This window comes from Simiduia aestuariiviva, from assembly GCF_014192475.1.
GTDB classification, from domain to species: domain Bacteria; phylum Pseudomonadota; class Gammaproteobacteria; order Pseudomonadales; family Cellvibrionaceae; genus Simiduia; species Simiduia aestuariiviva.
This window is the reverse complement of record NZ_JACHXZ010000003.1, coordinates 444,085-463,900: the sequence shown is the minus strand read 5'-3', so window position 1 is coordinate 463,900 and position 19,816 is coordinate 444,085. Positions and strand designations below refer to the sequence as shown.

Annotated in this window: 13 protein-coding genes; 9 read left to right on the top strand and 4 right to left on the bottom strand. The window is 48.8% G+C overall.

Going from position 1 to position 19,816, the window contains the following annotated elements:
* The first annotated feature begins 73 nt into the window (after window positions 1-73).
* The 4 genes from FHS30_RS11795 to FHS30_RS11780 are packed head-to-tail and all read left to right on the top strand — an operon-like array spanning window position 74 to window position 4,199.
* Window positions 74-613 (top strand): GNAT family N-acetyltransferase, encoded by a 540-nt coding sequence (locus tag FHS30_RS11795; RefSeq protein WP_221197266.1) that lies wholly within the window; start codon window positions 74-76, stop codon window positions 611-613.
* A 23-nt stretch (window positions 614-636) separates the two neighbouring features.
* Window positions 637-1,290: a glutathione S-transferase family protein gene (locus FHS30_RS11790; protein ID WP_183910676.1), complete on the top strand. Its 654-nt coding sequence runs from the start codon at window positions 637-639 to the stop codon at window positions 1,288-1,290.
* A 10-nt stretch (window positions 1,291-1,300) separates the two neighbouring features.
* Window positions 1,301-3,136 carry a M2 family metallopeptidase gene (locus tag FHS30_RS11785; protein ID WP_183910675.1) on the top strand — a complete coding sequence of 612 codons (1,836 nt, stop codon included), beginning with the start codon at window positions 1,301-1,303 and terminating at the stop codon, window positions 3,134-3,136.
* Window positions 3,102-4,199, top strand: a complete 1,098-nt coding sequence (locus FHS30_RS11780) for a prolyl hydroxylase family protein (RefSeq protein WP_183910674.1) — start codon at window positions 3,102-3,104, stop codon at window positions 4,197-4,199. Before FHS30_RS11785 ends, FHS30_RS11780 begins: the two co-directional genes overlap by 35 nt.
* Window positions 4,200-4,297: 98 nt before the next feature.
* Here the strand turns inward: FHS30_RS11780 and FHS30_RS11775 are convergent, their stop codons facing one another.
* The gene (locus tag FHS30_RS11775) at window positions 4,298-6,064 is read right to left on the bottom strand and encodes a peptide MFS transporter (protein WP_183910673.1); all 1,767 of its coding nucleotides are present in this window, start codon (window positions 6,062-6,064) and stop codon (window positions 4,298-4,300) included.
* 135 nt (window positions 6,065-6,199) lie between these two features.
* Here FHS30_RS11775 and FHS30_RS11770 point away from each other — a divergent pair, with 135 nt between their 5' ends.
* From FHS30_RS11770 to FHS30_RS11755, 4 genes are all read left to right on the top strand, one after another.
* Window positions 6,200-7,360 (top strand): transglutaminase domain-containing protein, encoded by a 1,161-nt coding sequence (locus FHS30_RS11770; protein ID WP_183910672.1) that lies wholly within the window; start codon window positions 6,200-6,202, stop codon window positions 7,358-7,360.
* Between the two features lie 195 nt (window positions 7,361-7,555).
* Complete coding sequence (locus FHS30_RS11765) at window positions 7,556-10,381, top strand: TonB-dependent receptor plug domain-containing protein (RefSeq protein WP_183910671.1); 2,826 nt, start codon at window positions 7,556-7,558, stop codon at window positions 10,379-10,381.
* 58 nt (window positions 10,382-10,439) lie between these two features.
* Window positions 10,440-12,245, top strand: coding sequence for a 2OG-Fe(II) oxygenase family protein (locus tag FHS30_RS11760; protein WP_183910670.1), 1,806 nt, complete (start codon window positions 10,440-10,442; stop codon window positions 12,243-12,245).
* A complete protein-coding gene (locus FHS30_RS11755) occupies window positions 12,238-13,110 on the top strand; it encodes a class I SAM-dependent methyltransferase (protein ID WP_183910669.1) in 873 nt (290 codons plus the stop codon). The genes FHS30_RS11760 and FHS30_RS11755 overlap by 8 nt, the downstream gene beginning before the upstream one ends.
* Here FHS30_RS11755 and FHS30_RS11750 read toward each other — a convergent pair.
* Window positions 13,107-13,823: a 2OG-Fe(II) oxygenase gene (locus tag FHS30_RS11750; protein ID WP_183910668.1), complete on the bottom strand. Its 717-nt coding sequence runs from the start codon at window positions 13,821-13,823 to the stop codon at window positions 13,107-13,109. The genes FHS30_RS11755 and FHS30_RS11750 overlap by 4 nt on opposite strands.
* On the opposite strand from FHS30_RS11750, the gene FHS30_RS11745 reads away from it, so the two are divergent.
* On the top strand, window positions 13,824-15,650 hold the full coding sequence (locus FHS30_RS11745) for a sulfotransferase family protein (protein ID WP_183910667.1): 1,827 nt from the start codon (window positions 13,824-13,826) through the stop codon (window positions 15,648-15,650).
* On the opposite strand, the gene FHS30_RS11740 is transcribed toward FHS30_RS11745, so the two are convergent.
* Window positions 15,642-16,715 (bottom strand): aspartyl/asparaginyl beta-hydroxylase domain-containing protein, encoded by a 1,074-nt coding sequence (locus FHS30_RS11740; RefSeq protein ID WP_183910666.1) that lies wholly within the window; start codon window positions 16,713-16,715, stop codon window positions 15,642-15,644. The two genes, FHS30_RS11745 and FHS30_RS11740, sit on opposite strands and share 9 nt — an antisense overlap.
* Before the next feature lie 15 nt (window positions 16,716-16,730).
* A complete protein-coding gene (locus FHS30_RS11735; RefSeq protein ID WP_183910665.1) occupies window positions 16,731-19,679 on the bottom strand; it encodes a TonB-dependent receptor in 2,949 nt (982 codons plus the stop codon).
* Window positions 19,680-19,816 lie beyond the last annotated feature (137 nt).

Below are 19,816 nucleotides of genomic sequence, written 5' to 3'. Positions count from 1 at the left end.
TGAGCTTAGGACCCGCTCAGTGTCTGGCTATGAGGGATGCGCGCCTGCCATCGTCCTATAATCAGAATGGAAATTGCGAGAGTTCGCCTTGCCCGGTCAAACCTATTACCTTGAAATGACGGAGCCTAAACCTGCTGACGCGGCACCCTTTATGAATGAGGATGCGCAATTAGTGGAGCTGGTGCCGTCTGATCCCGCCGTCAATCGGCGCTTTTATCTGTCTGTAGGCGGCCCTTGGCAGTGGACAGACAAGGCGGACTGGTCGGACGACCGCTGGCGTGCCTATGTGAACGGCTTGGGCGAGGCGCCAGAACCGGCGGTTGAGCCGCAGGAACGCATTATTACCTCGGTGCTTCATGTGGCGGGCCGGGAGGCCGGTTATTTTGAGCTGAGTGTGGTGGGTGATCAGGTGGAAATCCGTTATTTTGGTTTGCTGCCCTGGGCGTTTGGCCAGGGCTTGGGTCGCCCGCTGTTGAGCGCGGCTATCGCGCGGGGCTGGCGTGCTGGCGCACGCCGCCTGTGGGTACACACCTGTGACAAAGATCATCCCGCCGCCTTACCCAATTACCAAAAATGTGGCTTCAGTCTGTATAAGACCGTCGATGAACAATAAATTTACTGAGTGCAAACACCAAAATGGCTGAACTAACGCTGGTTATTGGCAATAAAAACTATTCGAGCTGGTCGCTGCGCGCCTGGCTGTACCTGAAATTAAACGACATCGCCTTCGACGAAATCCGACTGCCGCTGGATACCCACCAGTTTCAGCAAGAGATCTACAGTTACTCGCCGTCTGGACGAGTGCCTGCCTTGCTGCACGGCAAGGTGCGCGTGTGGGATTCAATGGCCATTATCGAATACGTGTACCGCAATTTTCCCGACAGCGCCAATTGGCCAAAAGATCCCGTGGTTCAGGGCTTGGCCATGTCTGCCGTCATGGAAATGCACGCGGGTTTTCCCGAGTTGCGAAAACACTACCCCATGAATTGCCGCAAAGTGCCGTTTAAAGCGCCACTGCGCGGCAGGGCCGAGCAGGATTTAGCCCGACTTGAGGCGTTATGGCACAGCCTGCTGGATGCCAGTGGCGGCCCTTGGTTGGGCGGTCAGATCGGCATTGTGGATGCCTATTTCGCCCCCGTGGCAATGCGCATTCACACCTATCAATTACCGGTCAGCGATCGCTGCATGGCCTATGTTGAACAGGTGTTAAGCCTGCCTGCAATGCAGGCGTGGATTGCCGACGCCGAACAAGAAGTAGAAACCGTAACCGCCGATGAGTGGCAAGACTAAGGAAATTCCAATGAAAAAAATAACGAGTAAGACCTTGCTGGCGGCCGCGGTGGCCGTGAGTGTTTTGTCGGCGTGTCAGCCGGATGGCGCTGAAAAAGCGACTATCGCAAGCGCGCCGGTATACGATCAAGCGAGCGCTGAGGCATTTGTTGCAGAGGCGGAAAAATCGCTGCAATCCACCGCTGAGTTCGCCTCGCGCGCCAGTTGGTTGGCGTCTACCTACATCAACATGGACAGCCAATTTGTCGAGGCCAAAGCCAGTAAAGAGTACACCTTGCAAGCGGTGAAATTTGCTAAGCAGGTGAAGAACTGGGATGGCGTTGCGCTCGATCCCGTGGTTCGCCGCAAATTGGATGCCTTGCGTTTAGGCTTGAGTTTCCCCTCGCCCGATGATGAAACCCTGGCGGGCGAACTGGCCGACATCGGCTCCAAGATGCAGGGTATGTATGGCAAGGGTAAGTACTGCCGCGAGTCCGGCGAGTGCTATGACCTACAGCAAATGAGCAACATTTTGGCTGAAGGTAAAGACCCAGCGCTGATGCGTGAAATGTGGGCAGGCTGGCGCTCAGTGTCGCCCCCGATGCGCCCCCTGTATGAGCGCCAAGTAGAGATCGCCAATGCGGGTGCCAAAGATTTGGGGTTTGAAAATCTCTCTGTATTGTGGCGGTCTAACTATGACCAACAGCCCGATGCCTTCGCCGCCGATGTGGACGCCCAATGGAATAAGGTTAAGCCATTGTATGACGCACTGCATTGCCATGTGCGCGCCAAACTCAGCGATGCCTACGGTGAGGACGTGGTCCCCAAAACCGGTAAAATTCCCGCGCACATGCTCGGCAATATGTGGGCGCAGACCTGGGGCAATGTGTACGACAAGGTTAAACCTGAGAACAGTCAGCAAAGCTACGATTTAACGTCGCTGATTGTGAACAGCGGCATGAATGAAATGGGCATGGTGCGTACCGCTGAAGATTTTTTCTCGTCGCTGGGCTTTACGCCCCTGCCCGAAAGCTTCTGGGAGCGCTCACAATTTACCAAGCCCCGCGACCGTGAAGTGGTGTGTCACGCCAGTGCCTGGAACCTCGATAGCAAAGATGATCTGCGCATTAAAATGTGCATTCAAAAAAATGGCGAAGACTTCCAAACGGTGCACCATGAGCTGGGCCACAACTACTACCAGCGCGCCTATAATCATCAGCCCTATCTATTTCAAAACAGTGCCAATGATGGCTTCCATGAGGCTTTAGGCGATACGGTTGCTCTTTCCATCACGCCTTCCTATCTCGTCAGTCTTGGCCTGTTAAAAGAAGAACCTCCGGTGTCTGAGGATTTGGGCTACTTGATGCAAATGGCGCTCGATAAAATCGCCTTTCTTCCCTTTGGTCTGATGGTGGACAAGTGGCGCTGGCAGGTCTTTAACGGCGAAATTAAACCCGCTGATTACAACAAGGGCTGGTGGCAGTTGCGCGAGCAGTACCAAGGCATCAGCGCGCCCGTTGCGCGCACAGAAGATCACTTCGATCCCGGCGCTAAATACCACATTCCCGGTAACACGCCTTACACCCGTTACTTCTTGGCATTTATTCAGCAGTTCCAGTTCCATCGCGCACTGTGTGAAACCGCCAACTATCAAGGCCCTTTACACCGCTGCTCTATTTACAACAACAAAGCCGCCGGTGAAAAGCTGCAAGCCATGATGGCCATGGGCAGCAGCCAGCCTTGGCAAAACGCCATGGAAGCACTCACAGGTCAGCCCAACCTCGATGCATCGGCAATCGCCGATTACTTCGCCCCGCTTAAAGTTTGGCTTGATGAGCAAAACGAAGGTCGCCAGTGTGGGTGGTGAGCATGTCTTAGTTCAAGAAGCACATAAGGGTAGCGCCGCTGCCCTTCGGAAACTTATTCAAGCAGCATTGAAGGTGCAGGCGTTTAATGACCTTGATAAGTGGTTGAATGTTGCTCTTGACTATGAGCTTTCGGAATTTTATGACCTTAGAATCAGGCTTTGGCTAGCGGATATGTGGGGCCCTTGGCCTTGGGAAAAGATAGACGCATTGCTAGATACCCTAGGTGAAAGCCACACCGATTATTTTTGGCTTAAATCTAAAGTTGCTTTGTTTTTGGGGGGCGACTGTAGAGACCCTCTTATTCGTGGTGAGATGGCGGATGATTTACGGTGCGCAATCGTTATGGCCCTGTTTGGTTTTTTAGATGGTAACCATGAGCAGGGCCGGCAGCGTATGTTTGAACTTAGCAAGCAAGGACAAAATTTCGCTAGGTTGGCAGTGTCGAGTGGCCTTGTGGACTATGAGGCAACCTCTGAGGATTATCTTATTGATCAATCCATTGGCCTTAAAGGTTTAGATCACTTTGTTCATCCGCTAGTGTGTAAATGGGTTGTTGCGCAGTATGGGGGCTATTGCAAGCGCTCTATGATCGTTGATCCTGTTTCTGGGGAAAGAAAAATAGACCCCTACCGTGTTAGTAGCTCTTGCACAATTCTGCCGCCGATAGAAGATCCAATTGTATTTGAACTAAAAAAACGTATGGCATCTCAACAGGGTATCAGTCTTGAGTGTGTTGAGCCGTTTTCCATGATTCATTACCGAGAGGGAGACGAATATAAGTTGCATTTTGATGCGCTGCCACAAGAAGCGTTAAAAAATGGTGAGGCGCAGCGAACCCGCACTTCAATCTTGTATTTGAATGATGAGTTTCGTGGCGGTGAGACCAGATTCCCTAGGATTGCTAAAACCGTTACGCCGAAAACCGGTCGTTTAATAACGTTTAACAATACCGTTACGCACGATCAAACCCCAATGCCTAATAGCCTGCATGCAGGCTCTCCAATAGCACAGGGGAATAAATTTATTTTGACCCTGTGGGGGAGAGGGGCTCCACCAGAGTAGTGGCCGCTTGAATTGGTATTAGTTTGATGCTCTGTGTTTTCCGGAAAAATAAAAAAGCCCAGCATATGCTGGGCTTTTTTATTGATGGGATAGAAGGCTCAGTGAATTCCCCTCATGCCTTTCTTTAGGATCGGTGAAATCACAATCATGAACACGCCGATACCTATGCCAGTCCACATCAGGAACTCGTAGAGCTCTGTATAGGTAGTGAGTAGCTGTATGGCATCCGCTGATTCAGCGCCACCGGTGTCGATAGCGGCCATTTTACCGATGCGGGTAGCAACGGTTTCAGACAGTGCAGTGGCCAAGAACCAGGTGCCCATAGACACGCCCACAACCTTGCCAATTGAAAGCTTGGTTACCGCAGAAAGCCCAACGGGCGACAAACACAGCTCGCCAGTGGTGTGCAGCAAATAGGCCAGCACCAACCAGATCATAGCCACTTTGCCTGCGTCGTCAGCAAACTCGGCACCCAATACCAGTGCGCCGAAGCCTAGGCCCGCCTGCATAATACCAAGGCCGAATTTCACGGGTGTGGAAGGCTCCCAACCACGCTTCGCCAGCCATACCCACAGGGCTGCAAATGGAATTGCCAGCAACATAATGAAGCCCGCATTCAAAGAGCCGAACATAGAGGCGCGGATTTCGGTGTCGCCCAGGTTGCGGTCCAGCACTCGGTCGGCATAGAGAGTCATGCTACCGGCGGATTGCTCAAAAAGCGCCCAGAAAACGATGGTAGAAACAATCAACACCATCAGTACCACGGTGCGGCTGTACTCAGCGCTGTTGTGGGATTTAAAGCCGTAACCAATAAATACCACAAGGCCCAAGAGCATCATGCCAAGCCAGGTGTCGTCACCGGTAAAGGCCCAAGCCAGGCCTACTACCATGGTTACCGCGGCCATGGCGATGGCTACCCAGTCTTGCCCTTTGTCGGGCTGGTAGAGCATGGAGTACAGAATAATGCCCACCACCGCAATGATCAGCATGCTGTTCTGGGCAAGGTGCACTACCGGCTCATTCTGGATGAGCAGCCAAACCACAGAAAGCGACAACAAACCACCCAGGTAAATTGCCCATTCTTTGTTGATAGGGCCCAAAAAGGTCTCTTTCAGGCGGGCAGGCTCTGCAGGTTCGGCGTGGCCTTCTAAGGTGTCTTGGAACTTCAGGAAGGTGATGAGGCCAAGTAGCATGCCAATACCCGCGGCGCCGAAGCCATAGCTCCAGCCGTAGGTTTCACCCAGCCAGCCACACAAAATAGTGGCGGTGAATGAGCCGATATTGATACCCATATAAAAGATGGTGAAACCGGAGTCGCGGCGTGGGTCATCTTTACCGTAGAGTTTGCCCACAATGGTGGAGATATTGGGCTTCAGGAAGCCTACCCCCACGGTGATCAAGGCAAGGGCAAAGAAGAATACCTTCAATGCCACCACGTCTTGGATGATCACATCCTCGGTGAGCAGGGTACCGGCGGCGATGACTGTGCCATCATTGAGGGTAATTGCCTCAACCAGCGTGGTGCCCGCCGCAAATTTCATGGCCTGAAAGCCTTCGTATGCCATAGTGGCATGACCGGCGGTAAGTAGCAGTGCCCCAAATATCACGGCCTTGCGCATGCCGAGGTAACGGTCGGCCAGCAGGCCACCAATTAGGGGTAGGGCATATACCAAACCGGCATAAGCGCCAAGTACGTCATATCCGGCTGAATCTGTAAATAGGTGATATTTTGTGACATAAAGAAGCAGTAGATACTTCATGCCGTAAAAAGAGAAGCGTTCCCACAGTTCAGTGGCGAAGCATACGTATAGCCCTTTGGGGTGCCCTAGGAACTCCCCAGGAGCAGAAACAGTGGCAGTGGTCATGCCTTATCCTCGTTATGGTTATTACACATCCAATGTAGGACGAAGTGTCAGGTACCAACCTCAATTCGGTTAATGAGGGGCAAGGTGTATTTACTTTGCCGCGCATCATAAACTCTCAATCTCCGGGGGCTTCACATGCAAACGAACATTTTTAGCCAGCAATTAAAGGTTTGCTTAATCTTATTTGTGGCTTCAATAGTGTTGCCGGCGTGTCAGGGGGTGAATCTTGACTCCAGCAATAGATTAAGTGATCGCGTGCTTTTGGCTGGAGATGTTTTTGGTGGCTCTGGCGCGGAGCTGCTACTTCCTGAGGATGATTTTCTAGAGCTTTCTCCGGAGATGAAGCGCTTTGTGGATTTTTATGTGCCTAGCCGTGGCAGTAACGAACTACGCCTTTCGCGGTTGTTGATGGCCATCAGTTCTGTGGGCACCTTGGGGGTAACCTACACGCCAGATAAAACCTTTACAGCTCGAAAGGCCTTTGAAATGAGGGAGGCTAACTGTTTGAGCTACACCGCAATGTTTGTGGCTATGGCAAGATACGCGGGTATTCCTGCCTATTTTAATGAGGTAGACGTACCGCCTGTATGGGGACTGCAGGGCAAAGCGACATTTGTTTTTTATCGCCATGTAAACGCACTGGTTCCTGTAGCCGCAAGTGTAAATAAAATAGTAGATATAAACATAGAAAACTATCGCAATGACTATGACCAAAAAAAGCTTTCTGATCAGTCAGCAAGGGCGCTCTACTACAATAATGTAGGCGTGGAGCTCCTAGAGCAGAAGCTCTATATGCAAGCCTTCACCTACTTTAAGAAAAGCATAAGTATTGATAGTAGGCAGGCGTTCGTTTGGAGTAATTTGGGTGTGCTTTACCGCCGCATTGGTGCTGTGAGCTATGCGGAAGGTGCTTTTATCAAGGCCGCTACATTGGATGATGCCGATTTGGTAGCCTTAAGCAACTTGGCTCGAGTAAAGCGCGCGAAGGGTGAGGTGGCAGAGGCTGAAGCACTGGAGCGGCGCGTTAGATATTTTCGCGATCACAATCCATTCTACCAATACGGCCTGGCTCAAATGGCAATGGCTGACAATGAATTAGAGCTTGCTTTGGATTATGTGAACAAAGCGCTGCAAAAAAGAGGCCGAGACCCAAGATTTCATCACTTGCAGGGAGTCCTATCCTACAAGTTGGGTGATTTTGAGTCAGCAAAGCGTAGCTTATCGTATTCTGTGAAATTCTCCAGTAACCCGGGTGAGCAAAAAATGTATAGCAATAAACTGACTGCAATGCAATAAGTCGTTGATTTTTATCGATATTTTAGTTTTTGAGTGGCTGGCGGCCTTAGAAATCTTGTAGTTTGAAAAAAATGACCTTGTTGATTTAGATCTAAAAATAATTGAGGGGGCTGTATTAGAGCTCGTCTTTAGGTGAGTACGCGAATTCACGTACCAACATCAGTATAAAAAGATCCAAACAATGAGGATAAATTGATGAAGAAGAGCGCATTATCAGCCGCCATTAAAGGCGCGCTAGGCGTTACATCGCTAGCTATGATGCTGCCAGCCGTTTCTATGGCGCAGCAAGGTCTAGATTCAATCGAGGAAGTAGTGGTAACTGGTTCACGTATTAAGCGTGCAGACTTGGAATCAGTTAGTCCTCTGACATCCATCGGCGCCGAAGAGTTCAAAATCTCCGGTAACTTAAACGTCGAACAAAAGCTTGCTGAGCTTCCTTCTACGCTGCCTTCTTTTGGCCCAAGCTCGAACAACCCAGGTGATGGTACTGCCCGTGTTGACCTGCGTGGTCTGGGAACTTCCCGCACTTTGGTGCTGGTAAATGGCCGTCGTTACATTCCAGCTACTCAGGCTGGTGTGGTTGATTTGAACACCATTCCCGGTACTCTTATTAAGAATGTGGATGTTGTGACTGGCGGTGCCTCAGCGGTATATGGCTCTGATGCATTGGCTGGTGTTGTTAACTTCACAATGATCGATGATTTCGAAGGTGTTGAAGTCACCGGTCTTTGGGATCAGACTTCAGAAGCCGATGGCCAGAAGTACAATTTCGACATTACCATGGGCGGCAACTTTGCAGATGGCAAAGGTAACGCTACTGTATATGCCTCATACTCAGGCCGTGATGCGGTATTCCAAGGTGATCGTGAGTTTTCCAAATTCGCATTAACCGAAAGTGGTGGTGAGCTGGTGCCAGGTGGCTCTTCAGGTGTCCCTGGAACACGTGTGTTTGGCGGCCCTACCATCGACCCTGATGGCATCCCCAATAGTGGTGACGAGTTTGGTCTGGGTACCTTTGGTTCGGACGGTTCTGCACAGCCTTGGGTGGAGCCGGATTCGCGCTTCAACTACGCCCCGGATAACTACCTGCAGCTGCCTCAAGAGCGCTATCTTGTAAACAGCTTTGCGCACTATGAAATCGCTGAAGGTCACGAAGTTTATTCAGAGTTTGCGTTTGCTCACAACAAAGTACCGCAGCAATTGGCTCCAACTCCGGCATTTACTACTGTAGAAATTAATCCAAACAGCGCATTTTTGGATCAGGCAACTCGCGATGCACTTGCAGGCGAAACCTTGAATGCTAATGGGAACTACGAGGCCTTTATTGGTCGTCGTATGGTAGAGAATGGCCCTCGTCAAGCTGTTGATACTCGTGATGCATTTCGCCTCTTGGTAGGTCTGCGTGGTGATATCAGTGACGCTTGGTCATACGATGTTTACTATAGCCGTGCAAACCTTGATCAGTCTAACTTGCTGAATAACGATGTTGCGGCTTCTCGCTTTAAGCAAGCTGTTGCCACCAATGATGCGGGTACCGCGTGTCAGGATACTTCTGGCGGTTGTGTGCCAATGAATATCTTTGGTGCAGGCAATATCTCTTCTGAGGCTGTTGACTTCGTGAACGTTGGCGCGGCTAATGTGACCAGCATCACGCAGGAGGTTTTCCAGGCTAGTGCTAATGGTACGCTTGTTACTTTGCCCGCTGCATCTAACCCAGTTGGTTTAGTGGTAGGTGTTGAAAGCCGTGCTGATGAATCCACCTATCGTCCTGATTCATTCCTCTCTGCTGGTGACGTGCTTGGTTTTAATGCCGGTGAAGCGACAGTAGGTTCTTACAGCTCGCGTGAGTTATTCGGTGAGATCGACATTCCTTTAGTAGAGGGTGCACCTTTCGCTGACAGCTTGAGCCTTTGGGGCGCATACCGTTATTCAGACTACTCGAATATTGGCGGTGTAAGCTCTTACGCAACTACCTTGAGCTGGGCGCCAGTTGAGATGGTTAAACTGCGCACTGGTTACCAGCGTGCTGTTCGTGCACCAAACGTATCTGAACTGTTCTTAGGTTCTTCTAATGGCTTCCCGGGCGCAGTTGATCCGTGTTCAGCTGGTGGTTACTCTGCAGCAGTTGATGATGCAACTTGTATCGCTACTGGTGTGGCTCCAGGCCAAGTTGGCGTTTTTGCTCAAGCTAACACCCAAATTGAAAGTACTTTCGGCGGTAACGCTGAGCTGGAAGAAGAAACTTCCAACACCTTCACTTTCGGTGCTGTTATCCAGCCAATGGATAACTTGGACATCGCTATCGACTACTACAGCATTGAAATTGACGATGCTATTTCAGTATTCGGTGGCAACGCAAACAATGTGTTGAATATCTGCTACACAATGGAAAAGGATGTAAATTCTCCATATTGTAGCGCTATTACTCGTCGTGCAGATAACAACGTTGATAACATCAGCTTGTTGAATGCGAACATTGGTAAGATCGAAACTGCAGGTGTGGATTTCAACGTTAATTACAGTCAAGATCTGGATTTCGGTATTGACGGTGGTTCATACCTGACTGTTCAATTCTTGAGCACATACTTGCAGAAGTTCGATGTGACGCCCGTACAGGATCTGCCGAACGAAGTGAATGAGTGCGCTGGTACTTTCGGTAATACTTGTGGTTCACCCTTGGCCGAATGGCAGTGGAATACACGTGTTACTTGGGCATCTGGTCCTCTGACTCTGTCTAGTTTGGTTCGTTACATCGGTGAAACAGACGACGACACTATCGCTAACGAAGGTGTAGATCCATCAACTCTGGTTGTACCAAAGCAGGATGCCAAAGTGTATTTGGATCTGAGTGCTGGCTACGCAATCTCTGATAACTTCAATGTTAACTTTGGTATCAAGAACATTCTTGACACCGAGCCAACATACACTGGTGATCAGCAGGAGCAGGCGAATACTTTCCCATCAACTTATGATGTGTTAGGTCCTCGTTACTTCGTAAGTGCTAGCTACAAGTTTCAGTAATTGAGACTTGTTGTATAAAATGGCGGGCCTAGTGCCCGCCTTTTTTTTGTGAAGAGAAATGCCTAAAGAATTAACAGCGCTGCTTCAGCAAGCAGTAGCCAAACTACATAGTCTTGGTCCTCAGCATGCCCTAGGTGTATTGACTCCGTTTGAGCAGAGTTTTTCCAACAATGCCGATTACCTTCACCTTTGGGCGGTATGTGAATCCGAGCTTCGGAATTTTGAAGGTGCTGAAAGCCGCTATTTAGCGTCACTTGCATTAAATTCTAAGCAGCCTGAGGTATTAAAGAATTTAGCAAACTGCTTTTATAGTCAAGGAAAGCATCAGCTCGCACTGGAGCGATATATCGCAGCGCTAGATTTGGTGCCTAGTTTTATCGAGGCCATGAAAGGAGCTGCATTGTGCTGTGTAGCTTTGGGTCGTGCGAGCCTCGCACTTAAGTATGCCAAGATGCTTGTTAACTCGTCACCAGGTAATCATGTTTTTCAGTGTTTATTGGCTGATGCCCATCGTGTAAATGGTAACTATCAGGATTCCGTGGCGCACTACCGATCTATATTAGCAGGGCATCCTGGCTACACTAGAGCCATTTATGGATTGGCAATATCATCTCGTAAGCTTGGACGGCTAGATGAAGCGAGGGATTTGTTAGCAGGATTAGTCTTGCAGAAAAAAATAGGTCCTGAGGTGTACCAAACTCTTGCAGCAGTAAACCTCGAGCTGGGAGATCTAGCGTCAGCGAAATCCATTCTTGTGCAGCTGATTGAGCTCAAGCCAAGCTATGTTCCCGCTCACCAGAGTCTCAATGAGCTTTTGTGGCAGCTAGGTGATCTCACTGAGTTTTGCCAAAGTTTCAAGTGGGCGGTGGCTAACCGCCATGCGACATCAGATTTACTGGCTAGCTACATTGATATTGCCCGATTGTCCGGTGATCAAAATCTAATTTCGGATGCCATGAACTCTGTACCAAAAAACCACACTTCGCCTTTGATATATGGTGCTGAATCGAGAGTGGTTGAGAATAGTAATCGTCTGGACGCGATTTATCGCTTGGAGAAGGCATTATCCATTGAGTTTCACCTTCAGTTAGCTCAAGAGCTTATCCAGCTATATTTAAAAGAGTACCGTATTAAAGAAGCGAGTAATCTGGTTGCTCGCTGTCTGAAGGAGTCGCCCCTAAACCAGCTGAGTTGGGCTTTACAGGGATTGGTTTGGAGGCTAAATGGTGATGAGCGATATCAGTGGCTGAATAATTACAGTAATTTCATAAAGAAATTTAAATTTGTGTCTGCGGATGAAGAGGAGGTTCTTTTGAAGCTACGCAATGATATTAATGCAATGCATGGTCTGGAAAGGCGCCCTCTTGGGCAAACCCTAAAAGGGGGGACTCAGGTTTCTGGTGGTGTGCTCAATAGTAGCTATGAATCAGTGCAGTTATTGCGCACAAGGCTCGATGAAATATTGATGGAATATTGTGCATCCCTGCCTTCAGACGATAGCCATCCATTTTTGAAAAGGAATACCGGAAGTTGCTTTTATAGCGGGTCTTGGTCAGTGCGGCTCAAGCCCAATGGGTTTCATGTGAATCACGTCCATCCAGAAGGGTGGCTAAGTTCAAGTGTTTATATCGGGATGCCTGTATTAACACCGGAGCAAATTGAAAGGCACGAAGGTGCAATTAAATTCGGCGAGTCGTCACTGGGCTTGAAAGAGGATGTAGTTGAAAAGATGGTTCAGCCAAAATCCGGTGATGTAGTGTTGTTTCCTTCATTTATCTGGCATGGGACCGTCCCGTATGGTGGTGAAGATGTTCGTATAACGTGCCCCTTTGACGCTTTACCTAGAGACGGTTCTCATGAGTAGGATTGCTTGGGATTCATTCTGGGAGCTGGGCGGCACACAGGCTTTTGGTGTCGAAGGGCGTGCTGCTATAGAGCTAAATGAATATTGGCAGAAATTCTCACAAACGTTGAATGCCGAAAGCGTGTTGGATCTTTGTGCTGGCAGAGGTGCAGTAGGTACACAGATGCTCTTGGCGAACTCCCGTTTATCAATGTATGGGGTGGATTACGCCAAAGTAACCCCCGAATCTATTGATGGTAATGCTGCTTGGGAAGAGTTTTTTAGTGGATTTGATTTGTCGAAGGATCAATTGGAGCGCCTAGGTAGCTATGATATCTGTGTTAGCCAGTTTGGCATAGAATATTTACATCGAGAAAAAGCCTTTGAGCATTTTTCTTGCTTAATGAAACCCGGTGGTAGATTTAACTTTTTGGTACATCTAAAGGGTGGAGCGATCGATACAATGGCTTCTGAAAAAGTGAAGGAGCTTGAAGTGTTATTGCGAAGCGGGGGCGTACTAGATACTGCTGAAAGCTTCTTTATGGGTCGGGGGTCAGCGGGGGAGGTGGTGCATACTATTCAAGATTTTATTGCGTCTGCTGATAAGAAAACCAAGTCTGTTTCTGGTCAGGTAATTTCTGGTATTGAGAAATTGATATCGATGACCCGTGAAGGTCATTCATCCATTGATTTTTTTAGAGCTTTTAAACAGAGAGTTCAAAACGATTTTCAGCGAACGGAAAGTATGAGGCATTCAGCTATGAGTGAAGACGAAGCGTTATCATACTTTTCCTCAGAGCTTACCACCAGTGTAAGGGTTGAATATGTTTTTCTCAGAGATTGTATGGAGAAGGTTGCGCTTTCTGTACGCGGACAAAAAGTCTAGCTCTGTCTTAGCCAGCCAGTTATAGCGTAGCGCTTTAAATTCGAGTGGTCTTTAATTCTATTAACCTGATGATCTTGTGGCACACTGAAAATATTCAAGCTGTTGAAGGTCGGAGGGAGAGAGGAGATAATCTTCTTGCCAGACAGGGTTTTTTCAATTGATAAGTCCCCGCCGTCGTCAGGCTTCCAGTTTTTGGTGAGATTTATGACGTAGGCCGCTATTCTACCCTTATTTTTAACGTTGTCATCGTGCAAGTTAAGAAAGTTTCCGCTTTGATAAAAGGTCATTTGGCAGTCTGCAAAATCTATTTTGTTTTCGTTGGTTAACTCTCTAGCAAAATTCAAAAAATCTGACGAATTGACGAATTGATAGATCGAATTAAACAATGCAACGTGGCATTGTTTGTTGTGGCAAAGGTCGAAAATAGGTATGTTTTGATAGCAGTACTGAAATTCTCTTTTTGCGCTATCATCAAGATAGCTTTTTAGAGTCTTTTTGTGTGCTTCCGGCCATTGCAGGTATGATTGATAGCTTAGGTCTTGGTGTGCACCAAGTTTTCTGAATGCCATGTTCCATTCTTTTTGCCTGGCAAATTTTTCGTGCAGCTGTTGTGCGTCGGGGGAGGCTAGGATATTTTCTATTTGAATGTAGCCGTTGTTTTTATAGCGTTCCGCTAAGCTTAAGGGGGTTATTTTTTTGTTGAGTTTGAGCATATGAATAAGCGATTTGTTGGTTTGTCTGCGGAATCGAAGTTGGACAAAGCAAGAGCATACTTCCGTCAAGGGGAGTATGCAAATGTATTAACCCTATTTAACGTTACTGCTGGGCCCGATATTCTGATTTCCTTGGTCATACCAAGTGCACTACGTCTCGGTTTAAAGGAATTGGCACTGAGTTGTGGGCTGCGATACCTGGAGAGCTCGAATAACAAAGGCTTGAGGTTCATTGAGTTGCTCGGAGGCTTTGCGGGTGCAGGTAAATTGCGCTGGTTCTTCAAGGGCTTTACGGGTCAGGTTTCTCTAAGGCTTAGTTCCCAAGAGCTGGTGCCTCTTTGTCAGCATTTAGAGAGCTCCATTGGGCTTGTCTACCTGCCCGAAATAACATGTGAAATAGAAAATTTTTCTGTTTTAGATTTTAACGTTGTTGCAGGTTACTGCATGCAGCGCGGATTGTACTATACAGTAATTTCTATCGCAGATAAGAATTTTCAGCGGTGTCCTGAATTATCCAAGTCTCTTGTATTGCTCGAATCTTATTTAGCGCTGAATTCCTACAGTAAGGCGCTATCGCTGTTTTCAAGTATTGCAAAAAATTCCGAAAGTGACACGTTAATAGAGAAGGCTTTGGACCTTTCCTTGCTTGCCAGAAACGTGGCGAGCGCTGAGTACTACTTCAACAGGTTAAATCTCGAGCGGCCCAGTGCGAAGTCGCTCTACATTCGGTACCAGAGAGATGTGAAGGGTGTAGTGGAGGAGTTGTCGGAAATCCCAACTAGTGGAGAATTGTTTTATAAATGCATTGAGAGCGTTTCAGGCTCGGACTTTGACTCATTGAAAGAAAGAGTTTTTCATAAGGTTTCGGATTGCTCGGATTTGTACGAAATTTCGATGTATTACTACGGTTTGGCGAAGCTCGCGAGGACTTTGGGTTACGTTGGTCAGTATGAAGATATGATCTACCAGGCTAATAATGCCCAAGAGCAGTCAAACGCCAAAAATGGCGGGAGATACAGCTGGCCTGCATTGAAAGATTCGTTGGCCAAGCTTTTTTCATTATCAGGACAGGTGTTGGCGGGTACCTCGGTATTAGAGGTGGATGGGTCTGGGCCAATATTTGTAGTGGGTACTCCCAGATCTGGAACAACCATTATGGCATCATTGCTGGAAAAGTATGTAGGCTATAGAAACGTTGGTGAGTCCGAAGCGCTTGAATATACGATGCAAAAATATTTTCATGATCTACAGCGAGGATGGGCATCTTTTCCACCCTCTGCAGATGATGTCGAAGATTTTCGCGCTGAGTATGCGGAATTTTTTGAAGGCGACCTGAAAATTATTGATAAAATGCCGCATAATTTTCAGTATGTAGGTCTGTTGCAGTTGTTTTTCCCTGAGGCTAGGGTGATTTATATGAGGCGTAATCCGATTGATATTATGCTTTCGATTTTTGATAAGCCTTTTCCTTTGGGGCATAGCTACGCTGTCAGTTTGTCATCGCTAGGCGAGTTTGTTGGAGCGGTTGACGAATATATGAGTGCTCTCAATACTATTTTTCCAGGCCGATTTTTGGTTGTGGATTTGGAGCAGGTGATCGAGGACGAAGAAGCGTGGTTGAAAAGTGCAATGAGTTTTTTAAATATTGAGCTTTTAGAGCGCCAAAATAATACACCTGTGTATAAGCCGACTTTTACTTTCAGTTCCCAGCAGGTAAACAAGCCCTTGGGGCGAAAGGATGTAGATTGGACCAAGTTTGTAAGTTTGTATGGCAAAGCACAGGGTGCGTATCAGTGCAGAAAGAGGCTGGGTCTGCCACTATCCTAACGATGCAAGCTTGTCGTTTCGTTTTTTTAGCCACAATTTTCTTTTTTTAAATATAGATTGTAGATCTGCTATCTCTGTATTTTTTAGATCTGGATGCCAAACGCTGAATATTAGAACTACCCTGTCATCTTGGCTTTCATTTTCGGCGTGATGAATAAAGCTGTCGTCAAAGGCAAGAAGATCCCGTTGATTCCAATGTTTTTTTTCCTTGTTTACTGTTATCGAGCACCCGGAATCAGGGATTATTATGGGGCAGTGGATAGTTAGCGCATGGTTGCCAAGACCGTAGTGAGGAGGGATTTTTTGACCTGACTTTAGAATTGACAAAAATACTTCCTCAGGGTTTTCGTCAATGCAAAATAAAGGTGCTTGTTCTAGAGCTTTTTCTGTCTCTTCTAGATTTTTAAAAAAATCGCAACGCTTCCCTTCTAAATAAAGATCGAAGGATTCCCAGTTTTTGTTACTGCTGATTTCTACAAATTCTTTGTTGGGAGGCTGCTTCAGATATGGTCTTCCGAGCATCTGGTTATTGTGCCAGGTGGAGATGATTTCTTTTCGAATGGAGTCAATTTTTTCACAAAAATATTTGTGCCACTCTAAGCCGCTTGTGTCATGCCATCCGTTTGAGGGGAGGTCGGGTATGAAAAACAGGTGGGGCGACTGGTTTTCTTTGAGGTAGCCAGGTTTGGGTTTCTGATTTTTTGCCCAACAACTTTTTTGAATTCTTACCGTCGAATTTTTCGTGTGATCAACATGTTTTGAGGCTAAAAATTGGTTTAGTTTTTCAACGCTTATTTTGGATGCATGGCGTATGGGGTCGGGTACACCATTGCTGCTCCAAAGAAAAAGCGATGCGCCATTTAATTCATCAGCGATTGAAGCTGCGCATGCGGCCTCTTCGAGTTGGTGGTCATTGCAATACGTACTTAAGAATAATAGAGCAAGCGCGTTTTGGGGTGCTCTTTGGTACTCTTTGAATACAGTCGTCAGAGCGCCAGATCTATCGCCCTTAACATATTGTTGCCAAGAGTATTCAATTGCTGGAGTAATTTTGTTGGCGGTCATAGTTGAGAATTCAGTTTATAGCAGCAATCTCACTCGCCCATACCAATACCTGCCTTTGAGGTCGTGGGTTCTGCTGTCCATGCTGTCGTTGAAGGCAGAGGCGGCAAACGGGGCGGGGATATCGAGCAGATTGTCGGCGCCAAGGGTGAGTTTTAAGCCCTTTTGGAAGGGCAGGATGTAACTCAGTTGTAGGTCATGGGTGATCCAGCTTTTTATGTGCCGACTTTGCTGCGTTTTTGGGATTTCCTCTTTGAGGCTGCTAATGAAATTAATGGTGTAATGCAGGTCTAAGTTCTCTAGCTTCCAATTCAGGCCAGTGTTGGCCTTCCACTTTGGCAGGGAGCCATTGCCTTCGGAGGCCTCGTCAGAAAAAGTGCCGGCAATATCTTCGGCGGGGGCATTGGGTGTCAATTGGTCTTCAAAGTGGCGCAGGTGTGCGGCATTCACAGAAAAGGTGGCGACGCCATCTTCCAAAAGGTGCTGATACCTAAGTGTGAGGTCAATACCGCTCAGTTTCCGTCGGCCGATATTGAGGAAGCTAGCGTTGATGCGCTCGATGTCGCCATCTTCATTGCGCAGCACTCGGTCGCTGAATACCCCATTTTGCGCATTCTGATTCAGGATGTACTGGGCCGATGCATCCACAACGTTGGTTTGTTCAATCCAAAAAAAGTCGACGTTGGCGAATAGGCCCGGCAGGCTGCTGGGGGTTAAGACAACGCCTAAGGTTTTATTGGTGCTGCGCTCCGGTTCAAGCGTTTGCGAGCCGCCAAACTCCGTTAAATATTGGGTGCGCGTAGGGTCGCTTTGCTGTGGGCACCCTGGCAGTAAGTCTGCATTAATGGGGTCTGCACAGGGATCGTTCAGGAAGGCTTGGGTGGTATTGCCACCTTTGTGCAGCTCGTTGAGGCTGGGCGCCCGGAATCCTTTGGAGAAGGTGCTTCTTAGTAGCAGGCCCGATACCGGTTGATAGCGCAGTCCAACTTTGGGCGTGCTAGCCGAGCCGAAGTCGCTGTAGTGAGACAGGCGACCCGCCAGCTCCAGATCGAGCGAGTGCGCAAAGGGATGGCTCTTGACCAGCGGGATCTGCGCTTCCGCAAACATCTCGGCGATGCTTCGCGCGCCCTCCGTATTACTGGAATCTCCGCCTCCGATTAAAAAGCTTTCGTCGCTGGAGGGAGTGCGCCGTGTATCTTCTCGGCGCACTTCGAAGCCAGCTGCAGCGAGCAGTTCACCGGCGTCTAATTCCGCCACCGGCGCGTCCATGGTAAAACTGATGCCAGCAAGTTGGCTGTGGCCACTGGTGCGGCTATCAGTGGCGACATAGTTAATCATGTCGGGGGTTATTGAGCCGGTAGGGCCGAAAAGGTTCAGTGGCACGCACTCTGGTGTCGTTGGGCATTCTGCTGACAGTGCCGACTGTACGCGATCACCGTTTAGCAGGCGCGTGTATTCAACGCGGGCATCAGTTCTGCTCCAAAACTGATTGAGTTGCCACCGCAAAATGCTGTTGTCGCCCTCTAGGCCCCAGTTAACTCGGTAGCTTTGTGCTTCGTTGATTTGCTCACGGGCGCCGAGCTCAATAAAACGCTTGCGAATATCGGTTAGCGGTTCGCCGAATGGGTTGTAGTGTTGATTTTCAGTGACTGTAATGGGGTCGCGTTCAAATGCGGTAAACAGTGGCGTGGGCGCCAAGGTAATGGTGGCCTCGGTGGAGGTGAATGAGGCGTCCATGAACGCACTAATGGTGTGTCCGAGCTCTAATCGGCCTGAGCCAAATAGGCTGGCGCGGCTGGACGGCGAAATCGCAGAGGTGTAATCAGAATAATTAAAAAGATCTTCTTCGGTTGCGGCTCTATAGTGGGACGAATCGGTACCGTCCGTATCGGCTATCAGGGTATTGACGCCGTTTGCCAATGTGTAGCGGCCTTCGGGGGTTGCACTAGAGCGCAGGTCGGTGCCACCCAGTCCTCGGTTATCTGCTGAGGTGGAGATGGCTCTATTCCTGCTCTCAATGCCTCGTTGCTGAAAGTAGGAACCGGCAATCATCAGTGATCCGGCATCCGAGGTTTGGCCCCAAATGAGATTTGTTGTGCTTGTTTCAAGGTCGGCTCGGGATGTCTCCCCGTAGAATTGCTCAACCTGAAAGCCTTTAAAGCTCTGCCGCATGATGATGTTAACAACACCGGCAATGGCATCGGAGCCATAGAGTGCGGAAGCGCCATCTTTCAGTATCTCAATGCGCTCTACGGCAGCGGGGGGGATGGAATTCAAGTCGATGGCGTCGCCAGCCAGCCCCGCATAGGCAGTGCGCTGGCCATTGAGCAGTACCAATGTGTTATTTGCGGGCAGGCCTCGCAATGTCACTGTAGCCGTGCCGTCCCCGCCATTGCTCACGGCGGTTGATGTCGAGTTGCCTGCCACAGTGGGGATAAATTTAAGGAACTCCCCCAGTGACTGGGCTCCGCTGGCTGCTAGCTCTGGCTGTGAGATCACATCCACGGGCGATGCGCCGAGGACGTTGCTGTTTTTTATGCGGCTGCCGGTAAATTGCTGGCCAACCACGGCAATTTCTTCGAGATAGTAATTTAACGGTTGTGCTTGCGGTGTCACTGCATCTTTGGGCAGGGCAGTGATAGCGATCACCTGATCGTTAATAATCTTATAGGTGAGCCCCGATCCTTCCAGCAGCAGTGTCAGCGCCTCTATGGTGCCGATCGCCTGAGTTTGAGGTAGCAGTTTGGGCGCCAATTTACCGGTAAGGAGCCTGCTGGGAAACACGATGCTGACGTCGCTTTTGCGGCCAAGTTCGATGAGGTGGTCCGCGAGCAACGGGCTGGTGTCCAGCGCTTGTGCGGCGGGCAGGACTTTGCCGTCCAGTGCAGCATGCGCGGTCTGGAGGGGCAGGCTAATGCCTGCGGCAATCCATGCCAACAGCTTGAGGGTTGTATGGGCTCTCTGCATCTCTCTCGCATTGACGGCGCCGCAGTTCTTAGTGTGCGGTCACATGTCTAAAGTTCAGTGTTTATATAACTGAAGCTTATAAAAAGGCGAAGCCTCACCTGAAGTTATCTTCAAATAGTGAGGGTCGAAAGAATGGT